The 24,731-nt window shown below is 70.7% G+C and carries 19 protein-coding genes; 5 read left to right on the top strand and 14 right to left on the bottom strand.

The window, feature by feature from the left end:
• Positions 1-160: 160 nt before the first annotated feature.
• Both arc and ACGFIB_RS29970 read right to left on the bottom strand, forming a co-directional pair.
• Positions 161-1,924, bottom strand: coding sequence for a proteasome ATPase (gene arc, locus ACGFIB_RS29975; protein WP_142572345.1), 1,764 nt, complete (start codon positions 1,922-1,924; stop codon positions 161-163).
• Positions 1,925-2,129: 205 nt separating this feature from the next.
• Positions 2,130-2,993, bottom strand: a complete 864-nt coding sequence (locus ACGFIB_RS29970) for a tRNA (adenine-N1)-methyltransferase (RefSeq protein WP_142572346.1) — start codon at positions 2,991-2,993, stop codon at positions 2,130-2,132.
• Positions 2,994-3,135: 142 nt separating this feature from the next.
• Between ACGFIB_RS29970 and ACGFIB_RS29965 the strand changes: the two genes are divergently transcribed.
• Positions 3,136-4,248 carry a GNAT family N-acetyltransferase gene (locus ACGFIB_RS29965; RefSeq protein ID WP_393376469.1) on the top strand — a complete coding sequence of 371 codons (1,113 nt, stop codon included), beginning with the start codon at positions 3,136-3,138 and terminating at the stop codon, positions 4,246-4,248.
• A 155-nt stretch (positions 4,249-4,403) separates the two neighbouring features.
• Here ACGFIB_RS29965 and ACGFIB_RS29960 read toward each other — a convergent pair whose 3' ends face one another.
• Together ACGFIB_RS29960 and ACGFIB_RS29955 are read right to left on the bottom strand one after the other, a co-directional pair.
• A complete protein-coding gene (locus tag ACGFIB_RS29960; RefSeq protein WP_393376467.1) occupies positions 4,404-5,627 on the bottom strand; it encodes an aminotransferase class III-fold pyridoxal phosphate-dependent enzyme in 1,224 nt (407 codons plus the stop codon).
• Positions 5,628-5,678: 51 nt separating this feature from the next.
• Positions 5,679-6,599 (bottom strand): carbohydrate kinase family protein, encoded by a 921-nt coding sequence (locus ACGFIB_RS29955; RefSeq protein ID WP_393376466.1) that lies wholly within the window; start codon positions 6,597-6,599, stop codon positions 5,679-5,681.
• A 52-nt stretch (positions 6,600-6,651) separates the two neighbouring features.
• Here ACGFIB_RS29955 and ACGFIB_RS29950 point away from each other — a divergent pair, with 52 nt between their 5' ends.
• On the top strand, positions 6,652-7,242 hold the full coding sequence (locus ACGFIB_RS29950) for a TetR/AcrR family transcriptional regulator (RefSeq protein WP_393376464.1): 591 nt from the start codon (positions 6,652-6,654) through the stop codon (positions 7,240-7,242).
• Between the two features lie 42 nt (positions 7,243-7,284).
• On the opposite strand, the gene ACGFIB_RS29945 is transcribed toward ACGFIB_RS29950, so the two are convergent.
• Complete coding sequence (locus tag ACGFIB_RS29945) at positions 7,285-8,886, bottom strand: FHA domain-containing protein (RefSeq protein ID WP_393376463.1); 1,602 nt, start codon at positions 8,884-8,886, stop codon at positions 7,285-7,287.
• A gap of 187 nt (positions 8,887-9,073) precedes the next feature.
• The gene (locus ACGFIB_RS29940; RefSeq protein WP_142572352.1) at positions 9,074-10,243 is read right to left on the bottom strand and encodes a site-2 protease family protein; all 1,170 of its coding nucleotides are present in this window, start codon (positions 10,241-10,243) and stop codon (positions 9,074-9,076) included.
• Between the two features lie 157 nt (positions 10,244-10,400).
• Between ACGFIB_RS29940 and ACGFIB_RS29935 the strand changes: the two genes are divergently transcribed.
• From ACGFIB_RS29935 to ACGFIB_RS29925, 3 genes are all read left to right on the top strand, one after another.
• Positions 10,401-11,261: a RecB family exonuclease gene (locus tag ACGFIB_RS29935; RefSeq protein ID WP_142572353.1), complete on the top strand. Its 861-nt coding sequence runs from the start codon at positions 10,401-10,403 to the stop codon at positions 11,259-11,261.
• A 114-nt stretch (positions 11,262-11,375) separates the two neighbouring features.
• A complete protein-coding gene (locus tag ACGFIB_RS29930) occupies positions 11,376-12,620 on the top strand; it encodes a sensor histidine kinase (RefSeq protein ID WP_393376461.1) in 1,245 nt (414 codons plus the stop codon).
• Positions 12,621-12,717: 97 nt separating this feature from the next.
• Entirely contained in the window at positions 12,718-13,401 is a 684-nt protein-coding gene (locus tag ACGFIB_RS29925) for a response regulator (protein WP_142572355.1), read from the top strand.
• Between the two features lie 90 nt (positions 13,402-13,491).
• On the opposite strand, the gene ACGFIB_RS29920 is transcribed toward ACGFIB_RS29925, so the two are convergent.
• From ACGFIB_RS29920 to metH, 8 genes are all read right to left on the bottom strand, one after another.
• Positions 13,492-14,529 (bottom strand): ABC transporter ATP-binding protein, encoded by a 1,038-nt coding sequence (locus tag ACGFIB_RS29920; protein ID WP_189105029.1) that lies wholly within the window; start codon positions 14,527-14,529, stop codon positions 13,492-13,494.
• On the bottom strand, positions 14,526-15,551 hold the full coding sequence (locus ACGFIB_RS29915; protein WP_357261512.1) for an ABC transporter ATP-binding protein: 1,026 nt from the start codon (positions 15,549-15,551) through the stop codon (positions 14,526-14,528). Before ACGFIB_RS29915 ends, ACGFIB_RS29920 begins: the two co-directional genes overlap by 4 nt.
• Positions 15,548-16,567 carry an ABC transporter permease gene (locus ACGFIB_RS29910; RefSeq protein WP_142572357.1) on the bottom strand — a complete coding sequence of 340 codons (1,020 nt, stop codon included), beginning with the start codon at positions 16,565-16,567 and terminating at the stop codon, positions 15,548-15,550. The genes ACGFIB_RS29915 and ACGFIB_RS29910 overlap by 4 nt, the downstream gene beginning before the upstream one ends.
• Before the next feature lie 90 nt (positions 16,568-16,657).
• Positions 16,658-18,436 carry an ABC transporter substrate-binding protein gene (locus tag ACGFIB_RS29905; RefSeq protein ID WP_142572358.1) on the bottom strand — a complete coding sequence of 593 codons (1,779 nt, stop codon included), beginning with the start codon at positions 18,434-18,436 and terminating at the stop codon, positions 16,658-16,660.
• Between the two features lie 51 nt (positions 18,437-18,487).
• Entirely contained in the window at positions 18,488-19,480 is a 993-nt protein-coding gene (locus ACGFIB_RS29900; RefSeq protein ID WP_142572359.1) for an ABC transporter permease, read from the bottom strand.
• A gap of 366 nt (positions 19,481-19,846) precedes the next feature.
• Positions 19,847-20,371, bottom strand: coding sequence for a cellulose synthase (locus ACGFIB_RS29895; protein WP_142572360.1), 525 nt, complete (start codon positions 20,369-20,371; stop codon positions 19,847-19,849).
• Positions 20,372-20,440: 69 nt separating this feature from the next.
• On the bottom strand, positions 20,441-21,082 hold the full coding sequence (locus ACGFIB_RS29890; protein WP_142572361.1) for an HAD family hydrolase: 642 nt from the start codon (positions 21,080-21,082) through the stop codon (positions 20,441-20,443).
• A gap of 80 nt (positions 21,083-21,162) precedes the next feature.
• Complete coding sequence (metH, locus tag ACGFIB_RS29885) at positions 21,163-24,630, bottom strand: methionine synthase (protein ID WP_142572362.1); 3,468 nt, start codon at positions 24,628-24,630, stop codon at positions 21,163-21,165.
• Between the last annotated feature and the right edge of the window lie 101 nt (positions 24,631-24,731).

Raw genomic sequence — 24,731 nt, 5'->3', positions numbered from 1 at the left:
CCACTTTAACCTATCGACACCAATGGGCCGTGGGGCCCCCCCCGCGCCCCCCTTCCCGCTTCGGGTTTGCCGGGCTAAAGGGCCCGAAAACCGGGGGGGGGGGCCCCCCCGGGGGCCCCCCCCGCTCCTCGACGGCACCGGTCCGGCCGGAGCCGGGGTGCTACAGGTACTGGCCGGTGTTGGCGACCGTGTCGATCGACCGCCCGGCCTCGGTGCCCTGCTTGCCCTGCACGAGGGTGCGGATGTAGACGATCCGCTCGCCCTTCTTGCCGGAGATGCGGGCCCAGTCGTCGGGGTTGGTGGTGTTGGGCAGGTCCTCGTTCTCGGAGAACTCGTCCACGCAGGCGGCCAGCAGGTGTGAGATCCGCAGACCCTTCTGCCCGGTGTCGAGGAACTCCTTGATGGCCATCTTCTTGCCCCGGTCCACGATGTTCTGGATCATGGCGCCGGAGTTGAAGTCCTTGAAGTAGAGGACTTCCTTGTCGCCGTTGGCGTAGGTCACCTCGAGGAAGCGGTTCTCCTCGCTCTCGGCGTACATCCGCTCGACCACGCGCTGGATCATCGCGGCGATCGTGCCGTCACGGCTGTCGCCGTGCTCGGTCAGGTCCTCCGGGTGCAGCGGAAGGTCGCTGACGATGTACTTCGAGAAGATGTCCTTGGCCGCCTCGGCGTCGGGCCGCTCGATCTTGATCTTGACGTCCAGGCGGCCGGGCCGCAGGATCGCCGGGTCGATCATGTCCTCGCGGTTGGAGGCGCCGATGACGATGACGTTCTCCAGGCCCTCGACACCGTCGATCTCCGAAAGGAGCTGAGGGACGATGGTGTTCTCGACGTCGGAGGACACACCGGAGCCGCGGGTGCGGAAGATCGAGTCCATCTCGTCGAAGAACACGATCACCGGGGTGCCCTCGGACGCCTTCTCACGCGCCCGCTGGAAGACCAGGCGGATGTGCCGCTCGGTCTCACCGACGTACTTGTTGAGAAGCTCGGGACCCTTGATGTTGAGGAAGAAGCTCTTGCCGGACTGGCCCGTCTTCTCCGCGACCTGCTTGGCCAGGGAGTTGGCCACCGCCTTGGCGATGAGCGTCTTGCCGCAGCCGGGCGGGCCGTACAGCAGCACGCCCTTCGGCGGGCGGAGCTTGTGCTCGCGGAACAGGTCGGCGTGCAGGTAGGGCAGCTCGATGGCGTCCCTGATCTGCTCGATCTGCCGGCCGAGGCCGCCGATCTCCTCGTAGGAGATGTCGGGGACCTCCTCGAGGACGAGCTCCTCCACCTCCGACTTGGGGATGCGTTCGTAGACGTAGTTGGAACGGGGTTCGAGCAGGAGGGAGTCGCCGGCCCGCAGCGGCTGGTCCAGCAGCGAGTGGGCGAGCTTGACGACCCGCTCCTCGTCCGCGTGCGAGATGACGAGCGCGCGCTCGCCGCTCTCCAGCAACTCCTTGAGCATCACGATCTCGCCGACGTCCTCGTAGCCGAGGGCCTCGACGACGTTGAGCGCCTCGTTCAGCATGACCTCCTGGCCACGCTTGAGCGAGTCGGCGTCGACGGCCGGACTGACGTTCACACGGAGCTTGCGCCCACCCGTGAACACCTCGATCGTGCCGTCGTCCCTGGCCTCGAGGAAAACGCCGAATCCGGACGGCGGCTGCGCCAGCCGGTCGACCTCCTCCTTGAGGGCGACGATCTGATCCCTGGCCTCCTTGAGGGTGGAGACCACACGCTCGTTCTGGCTTGTGAGGGCGGCCACCTGTGCCTGCGCCTCATGGAGACGCTCCTCGATGACCCTGGCCTGCCGGGGAGACTCGGCCAGCTTCCGGCGCAACGCGGTGATCTCCTCTTGCAGGAAGGAGACCTGTGTTGTGAGATCCGCGACCTCCCGTTCGCGCTGCGCGGCCCGAGCCTCAGCGTCGTCGCGAGCTGCCACGCCCCGTCACCTCCTTCCCCGTCGAGAACGACTACTCAAGACCCTACCTATCTTGGCGCTGTACGTAACCTGGCCGGGCAGTGTTCGTGTAGTTACGTTGGGTGTTCGGCGTTTGATACCTTATGGACCGATTGTTCGGGTCACCATTAGGAACACACCCATATGTTCCCGTGTCACGTGGCTTTGCCGGGTTGTGGCTGAATCGTCACACTTGCTCGGTCCCCTCTCCATACGCCCCCTTGGCGGGACGCCTGCGCCGCGGCGGGGGCGTGACGCCGTCCGCCATGCGACGGGCCATGACGAGAAATCCCGTGTGCCCGACCATCCGGTGGTCGGGCCGTACGGCGAGACCTTCGACATGCCAGTCGCGAACCAAGGTCTCCCACGCGTGGGGCTCGGTGAAACTCCCGTGCTCCCGCAGGGTTTCCACCGTTCTGGACATTTGGGTCGTTGTCGCAACATAGCAGCAAATAACTCCGCCAGGAGTAAGGGACTTCGCCGCCGCGTCAACGCACTCCCAAGGCGCCAGCATGTCGAGGATGACCCGGTCGACGTCCGCCTCGTCCAGCGCGTCGACGAAGTCGCCGACCACCAGGCGCCACTGCCCCACCGGGCCGCCGAAGAACTTCTCCACGTTCTTGGTGGCCACTTCGGCGAAGTCCGCCCGCCGCTCGTAGGAGGTGACCTTCCCCTCCTGGCCGACCGCGCGCAGCAGGAAGCAGGTGAGCGCGCCGGACCCCACCCCGGCCTCGACCACCCGGGCGCCGGGGAAGATGTCGGCCATGGCGACGATCTGCGCCGCGTCCTTCGGGTAGACCACCGCGGCGCCGCGCGGCATCGACACCGCGTAGTCGGCGAGCAGGTGCCGGAACGCCAGGTAGGCCGTGCCGCCGGAGGACCGCACCACGGACCCCTCGGGCTGTCCGATCAGGTCGTCGTGGGGGATCGACCCCTTGTGCGTGTGGAAGACGCCGCCCTCTTTCAGCGTCACCGTGTGCCGCTTGTTCTTGGGGTCGGTGAGCTGGACCTGATCTCCGGCCTGAAACGGGCCGTGCCTGCGAAAACCCATGCGGAAAAGGCTAGTGCCGCGACCGACAAGATTCGCCCGGACGGAGCGGTGTCCGCAGTGGTACGTCGCAAGGCCCGGACGGGAGCGGCTGCGGCCGGAAAACACCTGGCAGGCGCGGTGCCGATGCTGCTAACAATGGGACATGTTGCCCCATGAGGCGATCCCCGCCGGGCCGGCCGTTCTGCGCCTGCCTGTCGAGGGGGACGCCGACGAGATCGCCCGAGCCTGCGCCGACCCCGAGATCGCGAGGTTCATCCCCTTCGTTCCCTCGCCGTACACGCGTGACGACGCGCTGACCTGGATCACCAAGACCGTGCCCGCCACCTGGGAGAACGGCGGCGCCGACTTCCTCATCGCCGACGCGGCCACGGACCGGGTGCTCGGCGCCGCCGGGCTCAAGCCGCCGGATCGGTTCGGCGCGACGGAGGTGGGCTACTGGCTCGCGCCGTGGGCCCGCGGGCGCGGCGTCGTCACGGCCGCCGTGCGGGCGCTCGCCGAGCCCGCCTTCGCCCGGGGCGTCCCCCGGATCACGCTGCACGCCGACGTGGAGAACGTCGCGAGCCAGCAGGTCGCCCACCGGTGCGGCTTCGCCCATGAGGGCGTGCTGCGCGGGGCCGGCGCTTCCCGGGGCGGCACACCGGGCGACATCGCCGTGTTCGGGCGGCTGAGCACCGACCCCGGCGACCCGATCGCGCCCTTCCTGCCGTTCTTCCCCGGGGGGTTCCCCGGCGGCTCGCGCACCGACGGCGTCGTCCGGCTCACGCCGCTGACGACCGCCGACGCCGCGGACTACTTCGCGCTGGCGTCGCTGCCCGACGTGATGGACTCGCACGTCCCGCCCGTGCCGCCGGAGTACGCGGACGCCGAGGTCCTCTGCCGGTACGCCGGGCACCGGTGGCTGACCGGCCAGCGGGCGGACATCGCCATCAGGGACGCGGTGACCGGCGAGTTCGCCGGGGAGATCCAGCTCACCGGCGTCGTCCCGCCGCTCGGCCAGGCGATGCTCGGCTACAGCCTGCACCCCGCCCATCGCGGACGCGGCGTGGTCACACGGGCCGTGGACCTGCTGGTCGAGTGGGCGTTCGCGGCCACCCCGCTGCGCCGGATCATCGCGGGGACCGCACCGGGCAACACCGCCTCGCAGCGCGTGCTGGAACGGGCGGGCTTCACCCGGGAGCACCTCGTCAAGGGGCTGCTGCCCGGCCCCGGAGGCACCCGGCTCGACGACATCCAGTGGGCCAGGACACGCCCCTGAGGCCTCTGCGCGGAGCGGACCTGCCGCGCTCGGGTGCCGCCCGGAACCCGGCGCCCGAGCGCGGGGCCGTCCGCGGCAGGGCACGCCCGGCGGGCGTCCCGGCCACGACCTATGCCGGCCGCTCCTCAGCCGGCCGATCCTCAGTCGGCCGATCCTCAGTCGGCTCCGTACGCGGCCCTCAGCTTGGCGAAGGCGGCGTCGGTGCCCTGCAGGGCCCGGTCGATCTCCTCGTCGGTGTGCGCGGCCGACAGGAACCAGTTGTGCCAGGCATGGAGGTAGACCCCCTCCTCAAGACAGGCTCCGGCCCAGGCGATGCCCTTCTCCAGGGTGTCGTCGCCCTCGAAGGACAGCCACGGCACCTGCACCGGCCCGGTCTGGCGGACCACGAAGCCGTGCGCCGCCGCCTGGGCGGCGATCCCCTCGCGCAGCCGGGTCCCGGCCCGGCGCATGAGCGCGGGGCCGTCGATCTCGCGCAGGATCTCGATCGTCGCCTTGGCCGCGGCCATGGCCGTGGCGGAGAACCAGAAGGAGCCGGTCGAGTACAGCGTCTGGGCCGCCCCGCGCAGCGCGTCGGTCCCGGTGACCGCCGCGATGGGGAAGCCGTTGGCCATCGCCTTGCTCCAGGCCGTCAGGTCGGGGCGCACGCCGAGCGGCTCCCACGAGCCGCGCAGGTCCAGCCGCCACCCGGCGCGCACGTCGTCGATGACCAGGGCCGCGCCGAGACGGTCGGCCAGCGCCCGCACCCCCCGCGCGAACTCCGCGTCGGCGGGCTCCTGGTCCTCGAACGAGTCGTGCTTGAACGGGGTGACCAGGATGGCGGCGACGTCGCCGTCCGCCTGGGCCGCGGCGGCCTCGGCGCCGGCGAGGTCGTTGTAGGTGAACTCGATCGTGTCCGCCCGCTGGTTGGGGGTGACCCCGGACATGCCGGGCGTGCACCAGGGGTCGGCGCCGTGGTAGGCGCCGTGGGCGACCAGCGCCTTGGTCCTGCCCGTCGCCGCCCTGGCCACCATCAGAGCCTGGGTGGTGGCGTCGGTGCCGTTCTTGGAGAACATGGCCCAGTCGGCGGAGGGGATGAGGTCCACCAGCAGCTCGGCGAGCTCCACCATGACCGGGCCGGGGCCGTTCAGGCAGTCGCCCTCCGCCTGCTGCGCCGCGGCGGCGGCCTCCACCCGCGGGTTGCGGTGGCCGACGATCATCGGCCCCCAGCTGCACATCAGGTCGACGTACTCGCGGCCGTCGGCGTCCCACTGCCGGGCGCCCTCGGCGCGGACGAAGAACTGGGGGTAGCGGTCCCCGTGCAGGGCCGCGTTGAGGTGGCCGTACATGCCACCGGGGATGACCTTCGCGGCACGGGCCCGCAGGGAGGCGTCGAGGGACACGGGCGGCACTCCTGAGATCGGAAGTCGGGAAGGCGTGGTCGGGCGTCCGGGTCAGGCGTCCGGGCCGGGCTCGCCGGGAAGGGAGCCGTCCAGACCGGCGTCGGAGCCGAGCCCGCCCGCGACCCGGGCGGCGACGGCGGTGCCGAGGCGGGCGGCGGCCAGGACGTCCCGGCCGCGCAGCAGTCCCGCCGCGAATCCGGCGCAGTACGCGTCGCCGCAGCCCGTGGTGTCGACCACCGGCACGTCCAGAGCGGGCACGCGGGTGAGTCCCGCGGCGGTGGCCACGAGGCTGCCGGCGGCCCCCAGGGTGACGATCACGCCCTTCGGGCCCTCGGCGAGCAGCGCCGCCGCGGCCTCCTCCGGCGTCGGCGCCCCGGTGAGCATCAGGGCCTGCTCCTCGTTCGGCAGGAGGTAGTCGACGTGGGGCAGGAACGCGCGGACGCCGGGCATGAGGTCGGGCATGTTCGACAGCAGGTCCAGCGTGACGACCGTGCCGCTCTCGCGGGCCTTGTCGAGCAGCGCGAAGAAGGCGGGGTCGTGCAGGCCCCAGGTGACGTCCATGCCGCCGAGGTGCACCACCTTCGCGCCGATGAGACGGTCCGCGTCGAGGTCGGCGGTCGCGAGGCCCAGGTTGGCGCCGGGCACGTGGAACGAGGGCCGTCCGCCGTCGGGACGGATGGGCAGGATCGAGGCCGCCGTCTGCTCCCCCGCCCTGCGCACCACGCCGCTCACGTCGACGCCGTGCCGGGCCATGATCATCAGGAGGAAGTCGCCGAGCTCGTCGTCGCCGACGGCGCCCATCGAGGCGACCGGCACGCCGATCCTCGCCAGGGTCACGGCCGTGCCCGCGGCCGCGCCGGCCGCGGTGATGCGGATCTGCTCGAGCAGGTGGGTGTCCTGACCGGCCGGGATGGACTCGACCGGGCGGGCCAGGACGTCGACGATATGCACGCCGACCGTCACTACCGTCATGAGCGGATAATAGACGGGCGCCCGACTAAAATGTCAACCGAGGTGGTGCACCATGCCGAAGATCGTCAATCACGAGGAGCGCAGGGGCGAGGTCGTCGCGGCGGCCCGCCGGATCATCCTGCGCGAGGGCATCGAGGCCGCGACGACGCGGGCCATCGCCAGGGAGGCCGGCTACTCCAACGGCGTGCTCACGCACTACTTCGCCGACAAGGACGAGATCCTGCTGTCGGCTCTGGAGACGTCCCACCGCCGGATCGCCGACCGGCTGCGGGAGAAGCTGTCGGGCCGCACCGGCCTCGCGGCGCTGCGCGAACTGCTGCTCGACAACGTGCCCCTCGACGACGAGCGGGCCGGGGAGACCGGGCTGGAGGTGGGCTTCTGGGGGCGCAGCCTGACCAGCCCCGCGCTGCTGGAGGTCCAGCAACGGGAGGCCGCCGAGCTCCGCTATGTGGTGACGAGCCTGCTCAGGTGCGCCGCCGAGGCCGGCGAGATCCGTACGGACGAGGACCTGGAGGACGTCGCGGAACGGCTGCTGGCGCTCGTGGACGGCCTGAGCGTGCACCGGATGCTGTATCCCGCGCACGTCACCGGCGAGCGGCTGGAACGGCTGATCCTCGGCGAGATCGACCGGCTGCGCGCCTGACCCGGCCGCCGGGAGCCGGTGTCCCCGGCGGCCTCGGGATCGTCAGGCGTTGCGGTGGGCCTCGTACCGCATCGTGCGCGAGACGCCGACGCGCACGGTCGTGCCGGGCAGGATCGGCACCGGCTCGTTCGGCGGGATGTCGTAGAAGTTGGGGTCGCCGGGCGGCTGGATCTGGGTGCCGTTCACCGAGCCCAGGTCGAGCAGGTTGACGTCCCAGTTCTCCAGGAAGATCCGCAGGTGGCGGCGCGACACCGAGCCGTCGGGGCTGGTGACTCTGGCCGGCCTGGCCTCGCCCGACTGCACCTCGGGGGCGCGCTCGGGGTCGCGGCCCAGCAGGTAGTCGGCCTCCAGCGGCAGCGCCATGCCGTCGTCGAGCAGCAGCACGCCGAGCAGCGGCCGGGGACCTTTGTACGGCACCACCGCCCGCTGGTCGATGGGGATCCCGCACACCGCGCAGTAGGACGCGCGCGGGTCGTTGAAGTGGTCGTTCTTGCAGTCGACGCCGTAGACCATCGGCCGCTGCTCCAGCTCGGGCGCCGCGTCCATCTGGGTCGCCTCGCCCACCTCGTCGTCGGCGGGTGCGTACGGCACCGGCTCGAACGGCCCGCTCGGCGGGCCGTCCGGCGCGCCCAGGTCGAGCGGCCCGCCCGGGTCGTGCGGCGGGTTCAGGTCATACGGGGAGTTCAGGTCGTGCGGCGGGTTCAGGTCATACGGAGGATTCAGGTCGTGTGGCGGGTTCGGGTCATACGAAGGGTTCAGCTCGTGCGGGGCGCCCCGGTCCTCGGCGGGCTCGGGCAGCGCGGGCAGCGGCTGCGGTCCCGAGTGGTGCGGCGGATTCGGGTCGGAGAAGGCGGGCGGCAGCGGCGGCAGCGGCTGGGAGACGTGGGACGGCGGCGGCGCGAGCGGCTGGGACGATCCCGGCGGCGCCTGCTCGCCCGACGGCCCGCCGCCGGGCGTCGGACCACCGGTGAACGGCGACGGCGCGGGTGGCGGCACGGGTGGCGACACGGGGGGCGGCACCACGGGCCCGCGCGGGGCGATCGGCTCCGGCGCACCGATGGGCGGCGGCTGCGCGCCCTGCGGCTGGCTCTGCTGCTGACCCTGCTGCGGCTGGGGCGGGCGCGGCGGCAGCGGCGGGAAGGCGAGGTCGCCGTGCCTTGTGAGGTCGCACTCCAGCCCGGCTCCGGTGACCACACCGCCGTCCAGCCTGGCGTACGGGCTCGACGGGCCCGCACCGGGCAGGCGCAGCTCGACCCGCGACACCGGGCCGTTGACGAGCCGGTCGGTCCAGGTCAGCGCGTCGTGCCCGGCGAGGCGGACCTCCCCGTCGGGACCACCCGACACGGTCGCGTACGCGGCCCCGCTCACCAGCACGGCCACGCCGCCCCCGGCCGGTCCGGCGACCGCGCAGGCCACCGGCTCACCGCCGATCGACCTGTCCATGGCGCGTGCGAGGACCTGGGCGACCCGCCGGGCCAGCGCCCGGCCGTCCCCGCCCGTCGTGGCCGTCTCGCTCAGCGCGCCCAGCAAATCGTCGACCGGCTGGTCGCCGCCGGTGGCGCACACGAGCAGCAAACCGTTCAGATGAGCGACCACGCCCTCCCCCGGCAGCGGGCGGACCACCCCCACGCCCTGTTCCGTCACAGAAGTTCTCCCTCCGGAAACGCCACCGGATGACCGGCACCATCGCCGGCACGCCATGTGCCGGATCGATCACCCCAGAAAGTAGCAAAAAAGAATGGTGAACCGGCCTGCCGGAGTCCGCTGGCGGCGGCCGGACGGCGCCCGTCCCCGGCCTCGGTCGGCACCCCTGCCCCCCGCGACGCCGCGCTCACACGCCGCTGAACATGCGGTTGACGTCGGAGGTGGCGAGCACGCCGTAGATCTCGCCGCCCCGCTCGACGAGCAGGTACTCCGGGGCCGGAACCGCACGCATGGCGTCGAGCAGGGACTCCCCCTCCAGGTCGGCGCCGAGCACGAGCGAGGGCTCCAGAGCGCGCGACATGGCCCCGACGTTCACCCACGGCCTGCGCTGCTCGGGAGTGGCGTTGACCGCCGCCTCGTTGACGATGCCGACCGGCCGCCCGTCGTGGTCGACCACCACCATGGCCCCCGCCCCCGCCTCCTGCGCCCGGCGCAGGCCCTCCGACAGCGGCACCTCGGCGGTGACCGGGATCGCACGGCGGGCCAGCACCCGGGCCCGCAACTGCGGCAGCCGGGCCCGCACGCGGGCCACCCGCAGCGACTGGGACGCCCCGAGCCAGATGAACGACGCCAGCACCACCGTCCAGAGCATGCTCCCGATCCCGGGCTCCTGCCCGGCCATCAGGTTCATGAGGAGCGGCACCACGACCACCGCGACCGCGACGCCGCGGCCGACCCACGCGGCGGCCGTCGTGCCCGTGCCCGCGTCACGCCTGATCTTCCACACGGCCGCCCGCAGCATCCGGCCGCCGTCGAGCGGCAGGCCGGGCAGCAGGTTGAACACGCCGACGATCAGGTTGGACGACCAGAGCTGCCAGATCAGCACCGGCACGAGCCCGTCGGGCGGCCGCATGAACATCGACAGCGGGTCGGCGGGACCGGTGACGAACGCGACGGCGGACACCAGGTAACCGATCGCCGCGAGGCCCAGCGAGAGCAGGGGCCCGGCGAGCGCGACGTTGAACTCCCGGCCCGCCGTCTCGGGCTCGCGTTCGATCTCCGAGACGCCGCCGAGCATGTAGAGGGTGATCCTGCGCACAGGAAGGCCGTAGCGCTTGGCGACGACGCAGTGCGCCAGTTCGTGGAGCAGGACCGAGGCGTAGAGCAGGACCGCGAAGACCAGCGCCACCACGGAGCTGCCGACGAGCCCGTATCCGGGAAGACTGGCGGCGAAAACCGGCTGGAAGCTGTAGGTGATGAACGCCGCCACGATGAGCCAGGTGGGCGAGACATAGACCGGGATGCCGAACGGCCGTCCCATCCGCAGTCCGGTGGACTCCCTGACAGGTGTGCTCATGTGGCCGCCTTCCCCTCCCACGCTTCTCGATGCTACGCGCCGTGGCGTGAGATCAGCCTATGAGCTCGCCCGCCCCCCGCGGACCGTCGATCCGCCCCCGGCGTGCGGAAGGCCGGGGCGCGCGCGTTCTGTCGGCCCGGTGGCCTACAGTTCCGGCATGACCCTCGCCGAAGAGCGCACCGTCATCGGGGCGCTTTCCCCCTCCCGGGCCGGTGACTTCATGACCTGCCCCCTGCTCTACCGGTTCAGGGTGATCGACCAGCTCCCCGAGCGGCCCTCGGCCGCCGCGGTCAGGGGCACACTCGTTCACGCCGTGCTGGAACGGCTCTACGACCTGCCCGCGCAGGCGCGGACGGTCGCCGCCGCCCAGGATCTGCTGGAGCCCCAGTGGCGGCGGCTGCTCACCGAGGAGCCCGACTACGCGGGGCTGTTCGAGAACGACGAGGAGCGGGACGCCTGGCTCACACAGGCCCGCGGCATGGTCGACCGTTACTTCACGCTGGAGGACCCCCAGCGGCTGGAGCCCGCCGAGCGTGAGATGTACGTCGAGGTCGTGCTCGACAGCGGACTGCTGCTGCGCGGATACATCGACAGGCTCGACGTGGCTCCGACCGGCGAGGTGCGGGTCGTGGACTACAAGACGGGCACGGCGCCGGGGCGCGAGTGGGAGGCCAAGGCGCTGTTCCAGATGAAGTTCTACGCGCTGGCGCTGTGGCGGCGCGACGGCCAGGTCCCCCGGATGCTCCAGCTCATGTACCTGGGCAACGGCGAGATCGTGCGTTACGTCCCCGACGAGGCGGACCTGCGGGCGACCGAGCGCAAGGTCGAGGCGCTCTGGGCGGCCATCGAGCGCGCCGTGCGCACCCGTGAGTGGCGCGCCCGCCGCTCGCGGCTGTGCGACTGGTGCGACCACCAGGCGCTGTGCCCGGAGTTCGGCGGCACCCCGCCGCCCGTGCCCGACCGCGAGCCCGGGCTGTCCGCCCGCGTGAGCAGAAGGTCGGCCAGCGACGAACTGTGACCCCCGCCCGGCTCTTTCCCGCGGGGCTCCCTCCAGTGGGCTCCTCCGCGGGGAGGAGGGGGATATCCCTCCCAGGCAGGGTGGACGCGGGCGGCGAACGCCTAGATTTGGTACGTGCGCACCACCCCCGGCAGTACGCGGTCCTGGCTTCGGGATCACTTCCTGATCTACGACTCGATCCTCGCGGTGGTGCTGACGACCGCGTCCCTGTCGTGGATCGCCTTGGCCGCCTCCGGACAGGAGGCCGGGTGGCTGCGGTCCGCGGCACCGCGCCCGGCGGACGCGCTGAACCTGATCCTGGCGGCGGCCTGCACGCTGCCCGTGGCCCTGCGGCGTAGCCGGCCCTTCGTGCTGCTGGTGGCCACCTGCGTCCCCCAGGCGGCGCTCGACACGCTCCACTACGACCCCGGTCTGAGCAGGCTCGGCGGGCTCGTGCTGCTCTATTCGGTGGCCGCCTGCCGGGGGCTGGCGCTGAGCCTGGCCGCCCTCGTCGTCTCCTTCGCCTCCTATGTCGCCGGCGTCCTCGCCGGGGTCATCACCCCGTCCTGGCCCGACCACGTCGTCGTCACCGCCGTCCTGCTGCTGTGCTGGGTGTGCGGCCGGGCGCTGCGGCTGCGCCGCGCCTACCTCGCGGAGCTGGTCCAGCGGGCCGACCGGCTGGAGCGGGCGCGGGAGGCCGACACCAGGGCCGCCCGGGCCGAGGAGCGCTCGCGCATCGCCCGGGAGCTGCACGACGTCGTCGCCCACCACGTCAGCGTGATGACGGTCCAGGCCGCCGCCGCCCGCAAAATGCTCGACATCAAGCCCGACGTGGCGCGGGACGCCCTGTCCGCCATCGAGGAGATGGGCCGTACGGCGATGACGGAGATGCGCAGCATCGTCGGCGTGCTGCGCACGGACGGCCCGGCCGAGCGGGGGCCGCAGCCGGGCATGCACGACCTGCCGGCGTTGGTGGAGCAGATGCGCGAGGCGGGGCTGCGGACCCAGCTGTGGATCGAGGGCGAACGGCGCGGCCTGCCGCCAGGGGTCGATCTGGCCGCCTACCGGCTCGTGCAGGAGGCGCTGACCAACAGCCTGCGGCACGCCGGACCCGCCGCCCGCGCCTGGGTGACCGTACGGCATGAGCCGAACGAGCTGAGCATCCACGTCGAGGACGACGGGCGCGGCGCGGCGGAGGAGCCGGCGCGGATCGGTGGCAAGGGACTCGAAGGCAAGGGACTCGGAGGCAAGGGACACGGCCTCGTCGGCATCCGCGAGCGTGTGGCGCTCTATGGTGGAGTTCTGCGAATCGGTCCCCGCGCCGGGGGCGGGTTCGAGGTCCGCGCGCGGTTCCCCCTCAGTCACAGCGCCCTCAAGTAGAGCCCCTTCACGGACAGCCCCTTCAAGGACAGACCATGACGATCAGGGTGTTCCCCTCCACCCGGCGGCCCGCCGCCCCTCTCCCGACCGACGCATCATGACGATCCGGGTGTTGCTGGTCGACGACCAGCCGCTGCTGCGCACCGGGTTCCGGTTCATCCTGGAGGCGGAGCCGGACGTCACCGTCGTGGGCGAGGCGGGCGACGGCGCGGTGGCCATGGAGCAGTCCCGGGCCCTGCTGCCCGACGTGGTGCTCATGGACATCCGCATGCCCGGCACCGACGGCATCGAGGCGACCCGCCGCATCGTGCGGGAGGCCGCGCCCACCGCCCACGTGCCGAAGGTGCTCGTGCTGACCACGTTCGACCTGGACGAGTACATCGTGGAGGCGCTGCGCGCCGGCGCGAGCGGGTTCCTCCTCAAGGACGTGCCTCCGGACGAGCTGATCCAGGCGATCCGCGTGGTGGCGGCCGGCGACGCGATCGTCGCGCCGAGCGTCACCCGGCGGCTGCTGGACAAGTTCGCCACCCGGCTGCCCTCCGCCCACCGGCAGGCCACGCCCGCGCGGCTCGACCGGCTCACCGAGCGCGAGCTCGAGGTGCTGCGCCTGATCGCGAAGGGCATGTCGAACGCCGAGATCGCCGCCCAGCTCGTGGTCAGTGAGACCACCGTGAAGACCCACGTGGGCAACGTGCTCACCAAGCTGGGGCTGCGCGATCGGGTCCAGGCGGTCGTGCTCTCGTACGAGACCGGCCTGATCGTCCCCGGCGCCTTCTCCTGACCTTCGCGGGGGCCGGAGCACGCCCCGCCGGTACGGCTCCCGCCGACCGTCCGAGGGGAAGGCGGCGGGGGGCCGTACCGGCGGAAAGAGTCAGTCCGCGGGTGCGGCGGCCGTCTCCGGCGAGGCCGCGGACACGCCGCCGGAAGGGGCGTTCTCCGGGAAGTGACAGGCGACCTGGTGCCCGGAGACGAGCGTCTCCAGCGGCGGCTCGACCTGCTTGCAGATCTCCTGCGCCTTCCAGCAGCGGGTGTGGAACCGGCAGGCGGGCGGAGGGTTGAGCGGGGAGGGCACGTCGCCCTGCAGCCGGATCCGCTCCCGTTCCTTGCGCCGCTTCGGGTCCGGGATCGGGACCGCGGACAGCAGCGCGTTGGTGTACGGGTGCATCGGCGCCTCGTACAGGCCCTTGCGGTCGGCGATCTCGACGATCTTGCCGAGGTACATCACCGCGACGCGGTCGCTGATGTGCCGAACCACCGACAGGTCGTGCGCGATCACCACGTAGGTGAGGTCGAGCTCCTTCTGCAGGTCCTCCAGCAGGTTGACGACCTGGGCCTGGATCGACACGTCGAGCGCGGACACCGGCTCGTCCGCGATGATCAGCTTGGGCTTGAGCGCGAGCGTCCTGGCGATGCCGATGCGCTGCCGCTGACCGCCGGAGAACTCGTGCGGATAGCGGTTGTAGTGCTCGGGGTTGAGGCCGACCAGTTCGAGGATCTCCTGGACCGCCTTCCTGATGCCCTGCTCGGTCTTGATGCCCTGGATCCGGAACGGCGCGCCCACGATGGCGCCGACCGTGTGCCGGGGGTTGAGCGAGCTGTAGGGGTCCTGGAAGATGATCTGCACGTCCCTGCGGAGCGGACGCATCCGGCCCTGGGACATGTGCGTGATGTCGTTGCCCTCGAACAGGATCTTCCCGCCGGTCGGCTCGATCAGCCGGGTGATGAGCCGTCCGGTGGTGGTCTTGCCGCATCCCGACTCGCCGACCAGGCCGAGGGTCTCGCCCTTCTGCACGTCGAAGCTGACGCCGTCGACGGCCCTGACCGCGCCGACCTGCCGCTTGAGCAGGCCCTTCGTGACCGGGAAGTGCTTTTCCAGCCCCTGTACGGACAGCAAGGGCTCCTCGTTCACGACGCCTCCAGGTTCGGCTTGATCTCGTTCTCCCAGATGGCGTGGCGCCGCTCCCGCGGCAGGTGGCAGCGCACGAGGTGACCGCCCTCGGTCTCCAGCAGCTCGGGGACCTCCGCCTTGGCCCGCCCGGCCGTACGCTCCTCGAACGCGCAGCGCGGATGGAAGGCGCAGCCGGACGGCACGTTGATCAGCGAGGGCGGCGAGCCCTTGATCGGCAGCAGCCGTTCGGTCGGCTCGCGGTCCAGCCGCGGCATCGAGCCGAGCAGGCCCCACGTGTAGGGGTGCTCGGGCCGTTCGAAGATGTCGTCGGACGTGCCGTACTCGACGCACTTGCCGCCGTACATCACGAGGATGTCGTCGGACAGCTCGGCGACGACGCCGAGGTCGTGCGTGATGACGATCAGCGCGGCGTTGAAGTCGCGCTGCAGGTCACGCATCAGATCGAGGATCTGCGCCTGCACGGTCACGTCGAGCGCGGTCGTCGGCTCGTCGGCGATCAGCAGTTCCGGGTCGCAGCTCAGCGCCATGGCGATCATGGCGCGCTGCCGCATGCCGCCGGAGAACTCGTGGGGGTAGCTGTCCACGCGCCGCTCCGGCTGCGGGATGCCCACCCGGCCGAGCATGTCGATCGCGTGCTTGCGCGCGACCTTCTTGCTGACGTCGTTGTGGATGCGGTAGGCCTCGATGATCTGCTCGCCGACCGTGTAGAACGGGTGCATCGCCGACAGCGGGTCCTGGAAGATCATCGCCATCTTCTTGCCGCGCAGCGCCCGCACGTGCTCCTGGCTGGCGCCGACGAGCTCCTCGCCGTCCAGCCAGATCTCGCCCGAGATGCGGGCGCGCCCGCCCTTGTGCAGGCCGAGGATGCCGAGGCTGGTCACGCTCTTGCCGGAGCCGGACTCGCCGACGATGCCGAGCGTCCTGCCCCGCTCCAGGCTGAACGACAGCCCGTCGACGGACTTGACCAGGCCGTCGTCGGTCGGGAAGTGGATCCGCAGGTCCTTCAGTTCCAGGAAGCTCATCCCAGCCTCACCCTCGGGTCCACGACGGCGTACAGGAGGTCGACGATCAGGTTCGCGAAGACCACGAAGAACGCGGCGACGAGCGTCACGCCCATGACCTTGGGCAGGTCCTGGTTGGTGATCGCGTCGATCGCGTACTTGCCCATGCCGGGCAGCGAGTAGGTGCTCTCGGTGAGCACGGCGCCGCCGAGCAGCAGGCCGAGGTCGAGGCCGAAGATCGTGAGGATCGGGGTGAGCGCGCCGCGCAGGCCGTGTTTGACCACGACCCTCCGCTCGTTCAGGCCCTTGGCCCGTGCGGTGCGGATGTAGTCCTCGCTCATCGTCTCCAGCATGCCCGCCCGGGTGAGCCGCGCGTACCCGGCGGCGTACAGGAAGGCCAGCGTGATCCACGGCAGGATCAGGTTGTAGGCCCACATGGCCGGGTTCTCGTCGAACGGCGTGAAACTGCCGCCCGGGGCGGTGATCCGGAACGGATGACCGTAGCTGAAGATGACCAGCGAGACGATGCCGGTGAAGAAGATCGGCAGTGACACGCCGGCCAGGGCGACGCCCATCGCGGCGCGGTCGAACAGGCTGCCGCGTCTCAGCGCGGACAGCACGCCGGTCGCCACACCGGCTAACACCCAGATGACGGCGGCCCCGATGGCCAGCGAGAGCGTCACGGGCAGCCGGTCCAGCAGGTCTGGCCAGACGGGGAGCCGGGTGAGGAACGAGTAGCCGAAGCAGGGCGCCGGGCAGCGCTCCACGCCGGGGCCGTAGTCGTAGTCGGCGCCGGCGACGATGCCCTTGGCGAACCGCCCGTACTGCACGATCAGCGGATCGTTGAAGCCGAGCTTGTCGGCGGCGATCTTGACCTGTTCCGCCGAGGCGGTGCGCCCTACGTAGCGCGCGGCCAGGCTCTCCGAGGTGGCGCCCGCCAGGCGGGGCACCAGGAAGAAGATGCCGAACGTGATGATGCTCACGATGGTGAGCATCACGATCGCCCAGATCAGGCGCCGGATGATGTATGTGACCACAGTCCCCCCGGCTCCGGGGGCCGGCCCTGTCGGACCGGCCCCCTTGCCGCGTTCACGCGTCTATCGGATCTGTCTGGTCTCGGCGAGCGCTTACTTGACGCCCATGCCGAGGTAGTCGTACATGCCGTACGCGTCGTTGACGAAGATGTTCGTGGCGTTTTTGCTCCGCACGAGCAGGGTCTTCGTCCACACGTTCGGCAGGATGAAGGCGTCGTCCATGACCTTCTTGTCGATCTGGGTCCAGATCGCGTTGCGGGCGTCGGTGTCGGTCTCCTTCATCGCCTGGTCGATCAGCTTGTCGACCTCGGGGTCGCGGACGCTGATGTTGGAGGAGCCGCCGGTGTCACGGATGACGCGGCTGTCGACGATCTGCTGCAGGAAGCCGAAGCCGTCGGGCCAGTCGGACTGCCAGCCGTTCATGGCCAGACCGATCTTGTTGTCCTTGGCGTAGCCCGGCTTGCCGGCGTACAGCGCGAAGTAGTCGGCCTGCGGGAACGGCTTGAGCGTGAGCTTGATGCCGACCCGGCCGAGGGACTGCTGCAGCGCCTCGGCGGCCGCCTTCTCCTTGGGCCGCTCGGCGCGGTAGGAGATGTTGGTCTCGAAGCCGCCCGGCTGACCGCAGGCGGTCAGCGCCTCCTTGGCCTTGGCCAGGTCGCCCTTGTTGTCGGCGCCCGGCGGGTAGAGGTTGAAGTCCTCGTGGCCGGGGATGGCCGGCGGCAGCAGGCTGGTCGCGATCTGTCCGCCGGAGAACTCGCCGCCCCAGGCGGTCTGGAGGGAGACCTTGTCCGTGGCGTATTCGACGGCCTTGCGGCAGTCGAGGTTGTCGAGCGGCGGGACGTTGCCGTTGATCGAGGTGTACCAGAGGCGGGTGCTGGTCGGGTTGTCGGAGTTCGCCTTCAGGGCGGGGTCCGGGAGGACCCGGCCGAGGGCCGCCGGCTGGATGCCGATGCCCGCGACGTCGATGTCGAGGTCGCCGGCGAGGATCCGGTTGTCGATGTCGTCGGCGTTGACGTTGGTGGAGACCTCGTAGCCGTCCGGCAGCGCCTTGCGGTTCGGGTCGGTCGCCGGGTCCCACTGCTCGTTGCGGACCAGCGTGAAGCCCTTGCCGATCTCGTTCTTCTCGAACTTGTACGGCCCGGTGGCGATGATGTGTTCCTTGTACTTCGCGCCGGTGTCCTTGTCCTTGGGGACCGGGATCGTGGCGGGAAGCTGGGCGAAGTAGTCGAAGTTGCTCAGCGGCTGCTTCAGGTGGAAGACGATCGTGGAGTCGTCGGGCGTCTCGATCGCGCTGTCGGTGTTGACGTCCTTGGACTTGTAGGCGCCCTTGTAGCCCTTCGGCCAGTCGAGGAAGTCGTTGAAGTAGGTGTACCCGTCGGGGAACACCTCCTTGTCGAACGACCGCTCCACGGCGTACTTCACGTCCTTGGACGTGACCGGGGTGCCGTCCTCGAACTTGATGCCCTTCTTGAGCTTGTACGTCCAGGTCTTGGCGTCGTCGCTGGGCGTGCCCAGGTCCTCGGCGAGGTCGGGGGTGAGCTGGTTGCCCTCCTTGCCCACGGCGGACTTGAACATCAGCAGCGACCGGCCGTACAGGCGGATGAAGTTCCAGGAGTAGCCGTAGTAGGTGTCGCCCGGGTCGAGGGAGTCCCAGTCACCGCCGTTGGCGAACTTGAGGATGCCGCCCTTCTTGTCCGACGGGTTCACGATCCCCGTCAGGGCGGCGTTGAACTCGCCGGTCGCGGCGGCGCCGCCGCCCGCGGCGTCGCCGGAGGACGACGGCGAGCTACTGCCCGAACCGCCGCCGCAGGCGGCAACGGCAAGGGCGAGCACGGCGCCGATGGCCGCCACACCCAGTCTTCTTCTTAGCATTGCAAACCCCTTGGTGATAGGAGCCGGGGGACTTTACGAGAAGGGAGGGGCTCAGCGGGCCTTCGGGTCGAGAGCGTCCCGCAGGCCGTCGCCGAACAGGTTGAACGCCAGGACCGTGATGAAGATCGCCATGCCGGGGAAGAACATGAAGTGCGGGATCGTGTAGAACCGCACCGCGTCCGCCAGCATGCCGCCCCAGGTGGGGGTGGGCGGGCGCACGCCGACGCCGAGGAACGACAGCGCCGCCTCGAACAGCACGTTCGTGGGGATCAGCAGTGTCGAGTAGACGAGGATCGGCGCGATCAGGTTCGGCAGCAGCTCACGGAAGATGATGTACGGCCCGCGCGCCCCAAGGCTGCGCGCCGCGTCCACGAACTCCCGCTCGCGCAGCGACAGGGTCTGCCCCCGGACGATCCGCCCGATGTACGGCCAGTTGAAGAAGCCGATGATGAACACCAGCAGCGAGACGCGCAGCGTGTCGCCGGTCAGGCCGAACGCCGAGTCGGGGACGATGCCCGCCAGCGCGATCGCGAAGACCAGGAGCGGGAAGGCCAGGAAGACGTCCATGGTCTTGCTGATGATCGAGTCGACCAGGCCGCCGAAGAAGCCCGCGGTGACCCCGAGCAGGGTGCCGATGACCACCGAGAGCAGCGTGGCCAGGAAGGCGATGAGCAGCGAGATCCGCGCGCCGTACACGACCCGGCTGAAGATGTCGCGGCCGTTCACCGGCTCGATGCCGAACAGGTGGTCGGCGCTGATGCCGGTGCCCGTCTTGGGCACCATCGTGGAGGAGTCGATGAGGTCGGAGTTGAACTGCGTCGGGTCCTGTCCGAACGCCCCCGCGATCACCGGCGCGAAGACCGCGACCAGGATCAGGAAGATGACGATCAGACCGCCGGCCAGAGCGACCTTGTCGCGCTTGAGACGCATCCAGGCGATCTGACCGAGGGACCGGCCCTGGATCGCCGGGCCGCCCGCCGCATCGACGACGGCCTCCGGCGTGGCCTGTGTGTCCCCACCGGTGACGTCCATCGGCGCGGTCATCGATCCTCCTTCGCCCTGCCCGAGCGGACCGCGTTCGCGGTGCGGCGCTCGGGGTAGCCCGGGATCGATCCGGCGATGGAGAAGCGGTGGCCGCTTACGACCTTGCCTCGCACGGCCATGTGGTGCAGGCCCCCTGGATCCCAGACGACATTGTCCGAAAGGGCCGCGTGGTGTGCGACCCCCGGAGGCAGAATCTATGGTCTGAGCTGGGCTGACCAGTCCCCAGAGGCGCGCTGTGGCTCAACTGTGATTCACGCGAAACTCATTCGTGTTGATCTTGAAGGGTTTGTCCGCGTCACGTTTCGATTATGTCGTGGAACTGTAACATTGCACTGGCTGGTAACTTGGTCTCACCATGTGAGATGATCAGTCGATTCCGCGCCGTTTGAGAATGGCCTCGATGTCGGAGAAATCATCCCCGGCGGGCTGTTCCACCTGTCGTGGCGCCGTTTTCCCGGTCTGTGCCGTTTTGGTCGTGGCCGCTTTGGGGGTGGCCGCTTGGGGCGCGGCCGTTCGAGCCGCGGCGGACCGTTCAGGCGCCGCGGCGCCGCCGCCCGGCTCCGGCCGTGCCGTGCGGGTCCGGGACAGGGCCCGCCCGCGCAACGTGCCGGAGACGACGAACAGCAGCGCCGACAGCCCGGCCAGGACCACCCCGGCCCACACCGCGGGCGACAGGACCAGGCCGGTCACGAAGCCCACCACCGCCGCGCCGACGTTCCAGAGCGTCTGCAGCGCTCCGGTGAGGTAGGCCGCCAGCGGCAGCAGGGACCATGCGGTGGCCCGCAGGCCGGCGGTCACCCCCCTGCGCCGGAAGGTCAGGTAGCTGAGGCCGACCCCTACCGCGGTGAGGCCGGCGCACAGCGGCAGCCAGGCGATGTCGTCGAATGTCATGGCGGGTCCCCTTCGTCCACGGCGTACCCCCATCCTGGCACCCCGAAGGCGACGACGCGGGGGCCCGCGCTACCGGACGAGCGACCGCAGGAAGTCCACGTCCACGTCGAGCAGCGAGGGCATGACGACCCGCCCGGGCGCCTGGGCGATCGGCAGGACGCCCGGCACGGCGACGACCCGGCAGCCCGCGGCGGTCGCCGAGGCGACGCCGTTCGGCGAGTCCTCCAGCGCGACGCACCGCTCCGGGTCCACCGACAGCAGGCCGGCCGCCGTCAGGTACGGCTCCGGGTGCGGCTTGGTGCACGTGACATCGTCGGCCGTCACGATGATCTCGAAGTGCTCCCGGCCGACGGCCTTGAGCACGGCGTCCGCGATGATCCGCAGCGACGAGGTGACCAGCGCCGTGCGCACGCCCTGGTCGCCGAGCCCGCGCAGCAGGTCGAGGGCTCCCGGCATGGGTTCGACGCCTCTCGACAGCCGGCGTTCCATGCCGTCGATCAGCCACTCCCCCACGACCGCGGGGTCGGCGTCGGCCTGCGTCAGCTCCAGCATGTACGCGACGGTGCGGTCCCAGGAGCCGCCCACGAGCTGCTCCTGGTGCTCAGGACCCCAGTCTCCGCCGAGGCGGGTGACCACCTCGGTCTCGACCTCGAACCACACACCTTCGGTGTCGACGAGCAATCCGTCCATGTCGAACAGCACGGCGTCCACGTGGCCCCTTCCCCCGGTGGAACCCCCGATCAGGGGGGACCAACATGGTAAGGGGCGCACGTGAACGCCCATGCGGCCGGTCAGACGTTGAAGTACTTCGCCTCGGGGTGGTGGACGACCAGGGCGGAGGTGGCCTGCTCGGGGTGGAGCTGGAACTCCTCTGACAGGGTCACGCCGATGCGGGCGGGGTCGAGCAGCTCCATGACCTGCACCTGGTCCTCCAGGTTGGGGCAGGCCGGGTAGCCGAAGGAGTAGCGGCAGCCGGCGATGTTCACCTTGAGCATGTCGGCCAGCGACTCGTCGCCGCCGATGCCCAGCTCCGACCGCACCCGCGCGTGCCAGTATTCGGCGAGTGCCTCGGTGAGCTGCACCGACAGACCGTGGAGCTCCAGGTAATCGCGGTAGGCGTCCTTGGCGAAGAGCTCGGCCGTGGCCTCGCTGATCCGGTTGCCCATCGTGACCACCTGGAAGGCGACGACGTCGGTCTCCCCGGACTCGCGGGAGCGGAAGAAGTCGGCCAGGCACAGGTGCCGGTCGCGCCGCTGCCGCGGGAAGGTGAAGCGGGTCCGCTCCTTGCCGTCGTCGTCAAGGATGATCAGGCTGTCGCCCTCGCTGACGCAGGGGAAATAGCCGTAGGCGACCGCCGCCTCCAGCAGGTTCTCCGTCTGCAGCCGCTCCAGCCACATCCGCAGCCGGGGCCTGCCCTCGGTCTCGACCAGCTCCTCGTACGACGGGCCCTCGCCGCCCCTGGCGGCCTTGAGACCCCACTGGCCCATGAACGTCGCCCGCTCGTCGAGGAAGGCGGCGTAGTCGGCCAGCGGGACGCCCTTCACGATCCGGTCGCCGAGGAACGGCGGGGCGGGCAGCGGGTTGTCGGCCGCGACGTCGGAGCGGGCCGGCAGGTCCTCCTCGGCGGTCCGCTTCAGCACGGCGCCGGTCTTCACCCGCCGCTCGCGCAGCGGCGGCAGCGCCGCGCCGTCCTCACCGCGCTTGACCGCCATGAAGGCGTCCATCAGGCGCAGGCCCTCGAACGCGTCACGCGCGTAGCGGACCTCGCCCCGGAAGACGTCGGCCAGGTCCTGCTCCACGTACGCCCTGGTGAGGGCGGCGCCGCCGAGCAGGACGGGATACCTGTCCGCGAGACCCCGGGAGTTCATCTCCTCCAGGTTCTCCTTCATGACCACGGTGGACTTGACCAGGAGCCCGGACATGCCGACCACGTCGGCGCGGTGCTCCTCGGCGGCCTCCAGGATCGCCGACACCGGCTGCTTGATGCCGAGGTTCACCACGTCGTAGCCGTTGTTGGACAGGATGATGTCCACGAGGTTCTTGCCGATGTCGTGGACGTCGCCCTTGACCGTGGCCAGCACGATCCGGCCCTTGCTGCTGCCCTCGACCTTCTCCATGTGCGGTTCGAGGTGGGCCACGGCGGTCTTCATCACCTCGGCCGACTGCAGCACGAAGGGAAGCTGCATCTCGCCGGAGCCGAACAGCTCGCCGACGACCTTCATGCCGTCGAGCAGGACGTCGTTGATGATCTCCAGAGCCGGCCGCTGCGCCAGACCCTCGTCGAGATCGGCCTCCAGGCCCTTGCGCTCGCCGTCGACGATGCGCCGCTTGAGCCGCTCCCACAGAGGCAGCCCGGCCAGCTCGGCCGCCTTGCCGGCCTTCATCGACGCCGCGTCCACGCCCTCGAACAGCTCCATGAACCGCTGCAGCGGGTCGTAGCCCTCGCGCCTGCGGTCGTACACGAGGTCGAGCGCGATCTGCCGCCGGTCGTCCGGGATCCGGTTCATCGGCAGGATCTTGGAGGCGTGCACGATCGCGGAGTCGAGCCCCGCGTTGACGCACTCGTTGAGGAAGACGCTGTTCAGCACCATGCGGGCGGCCGGGTTGAGGCCGAACGACACGTTGGAGACGCCGAGCGTGGTCTGCACGCCCGGGTAGCGGCGCTTGAGCTCGCGGATGGCCTCGATCGTCTCGATCCCGTCGCGCCGGGTCTCCTCCTGACCGGTGGCGATGGGGAAGGTGAGGCAGTCGACGATGATGTCCTCGACCCGCATGCCCCAGGTGTTCACCAGGTCCTCGATGAGCCGGGTGGCGATGCGCACCTTCCCCTCGGCGGTGCGGGCCTGGCCCTCCTCGTCGATGGTCAGCGCGACCACGGCCGCGCCGTGCTCCTTCACCAGGCGCATGATCTTCTGGTAGCGCGAGTCGGGGCCGTCGCCGTCCTCGTAGTTCACCGAGTTGACCACGGCCCGGCCGCCGAGCATCTCCAGCCCGGCCTCCAGCACGGCGGGCTCGGTGGAGTCGATCACGATCGGCAGCGTCGAGGCGGTGGCGAACCGGAACGCCAGCTCCTTCATGTCGGCGACCCCGTCGCGGCCGACGTAGTCGACGCACAGGTCGAGCATGTGCGCGCCGTCGCGGGCCTGCGCCCTGGCGATCTCCACGCACTCCTCGTAGTCGGAGGCCAGCATCGCCTCGCGGAACGCCTTGGAGCCGTTGGCGTTGGTCCGCTCGCCGATGGCGAGGTAGGAGGTGTCCTGCCGGAACGGCACGTGCTGGTAGAGCGACGCCGCCCCCGCCTCCGGGCGGGGCCGCCGCTCGCCGCGGGCGCGCCCGCCCACCCGCTCGACCACCTGGCGCAGGTGCTCGGGCGTGGTGCCGCAGCAGCCGCCCACGAGCGCGAGCCCGTAGTCGCGGGTGAACGCCTCGTGCGCGTCCGCCAGCTTCTCCGGGCTCAGCGGGTAGTACGCGCCGTCGGACGTGAGCTGCGGCAGACCCGCGTTCGGCATGCAGGAGATGGGGATCCGCGAGTGCCTGGCCAGGTAGCGCAGGTGCTCGCTCATCTCGGTCGGGCCGGTGGCGCAGTTGAGGCCGATCAGGTCGACGCCGAGCGGCTCGATCGCGGTCAGCGCGGCGCCGATCTCGGAGCCCAGCAGCATCGCGCCGTTGGTCTCGATGGTGACCTGCGTGATGATCAGCACGTCCCGCCCGGAGGCCTCGACCGCCCGCTTCGCGCCGACGACCGCCGCGCGCACCTGCAGCAGGTCCTGGCAGGTCTCGATGATCAGGGCGTCGGCCCCGCCCGCGATCAGTCCGGCGGCGTTGTCGCGGTAGGCGTCGCGCAGCGTCTCGTACGGCAGGTGGCCGAGCGTGGGGAGCTTCGTGCCGGGACCCATCGAGCCGAGGACGAACCGGGGCCTGTCCGGCGTCGACCAGTGGTCGGCGCGCTCTCTGGCCAGCCGAGCGCCCGCCTCCGAGAGCTCGAAGATGCGGTCCTCGATGCCGTACTCGCCCAGGGCCGCACGGTTGGCGTTGAAGGTGTTGGTCTCGACGCAGTCGACGCCCACCTCCAGATAGGCGTCGTGCACGGCCCGCACGATGTCGGGGCGGCTCACGTTGAGCACGTCGTTGCAGCCCTCATGGCCCTGGAAGTCGTCAAGGGTGGGGTCGTAGGACTGCAGCATCGTCCCCATCGCTCCGTCGGCGATCAGAACTCGCTCGGACAGCACTTCTCGGAACGACGACGGTCTGCTGGTCATGGAGGCAAGCTTATCGGCCCCGCCGCATGGGACGCCGATCCCACGGGCGAAACGGGAATACCGGTCGGGTAAGGGGCGGCCGATTTCCCGGCCGTCGTCAC

Source organism: Microbispora bryophytorum (genome assembly GCF_043197435.1).
In the GTDB taxonomy this organism is placed as follows: Bacteria; Actinomycetota; Actinomycetes; order Streptosporangiales; family Streptosporangiaceae; genus Microbispora; species Microbispora bryophytorum.
Note: the sequence above shows the minus strand (reverse complement) of the source record. Positions and strands in the feature narration are given on the sequence as shown.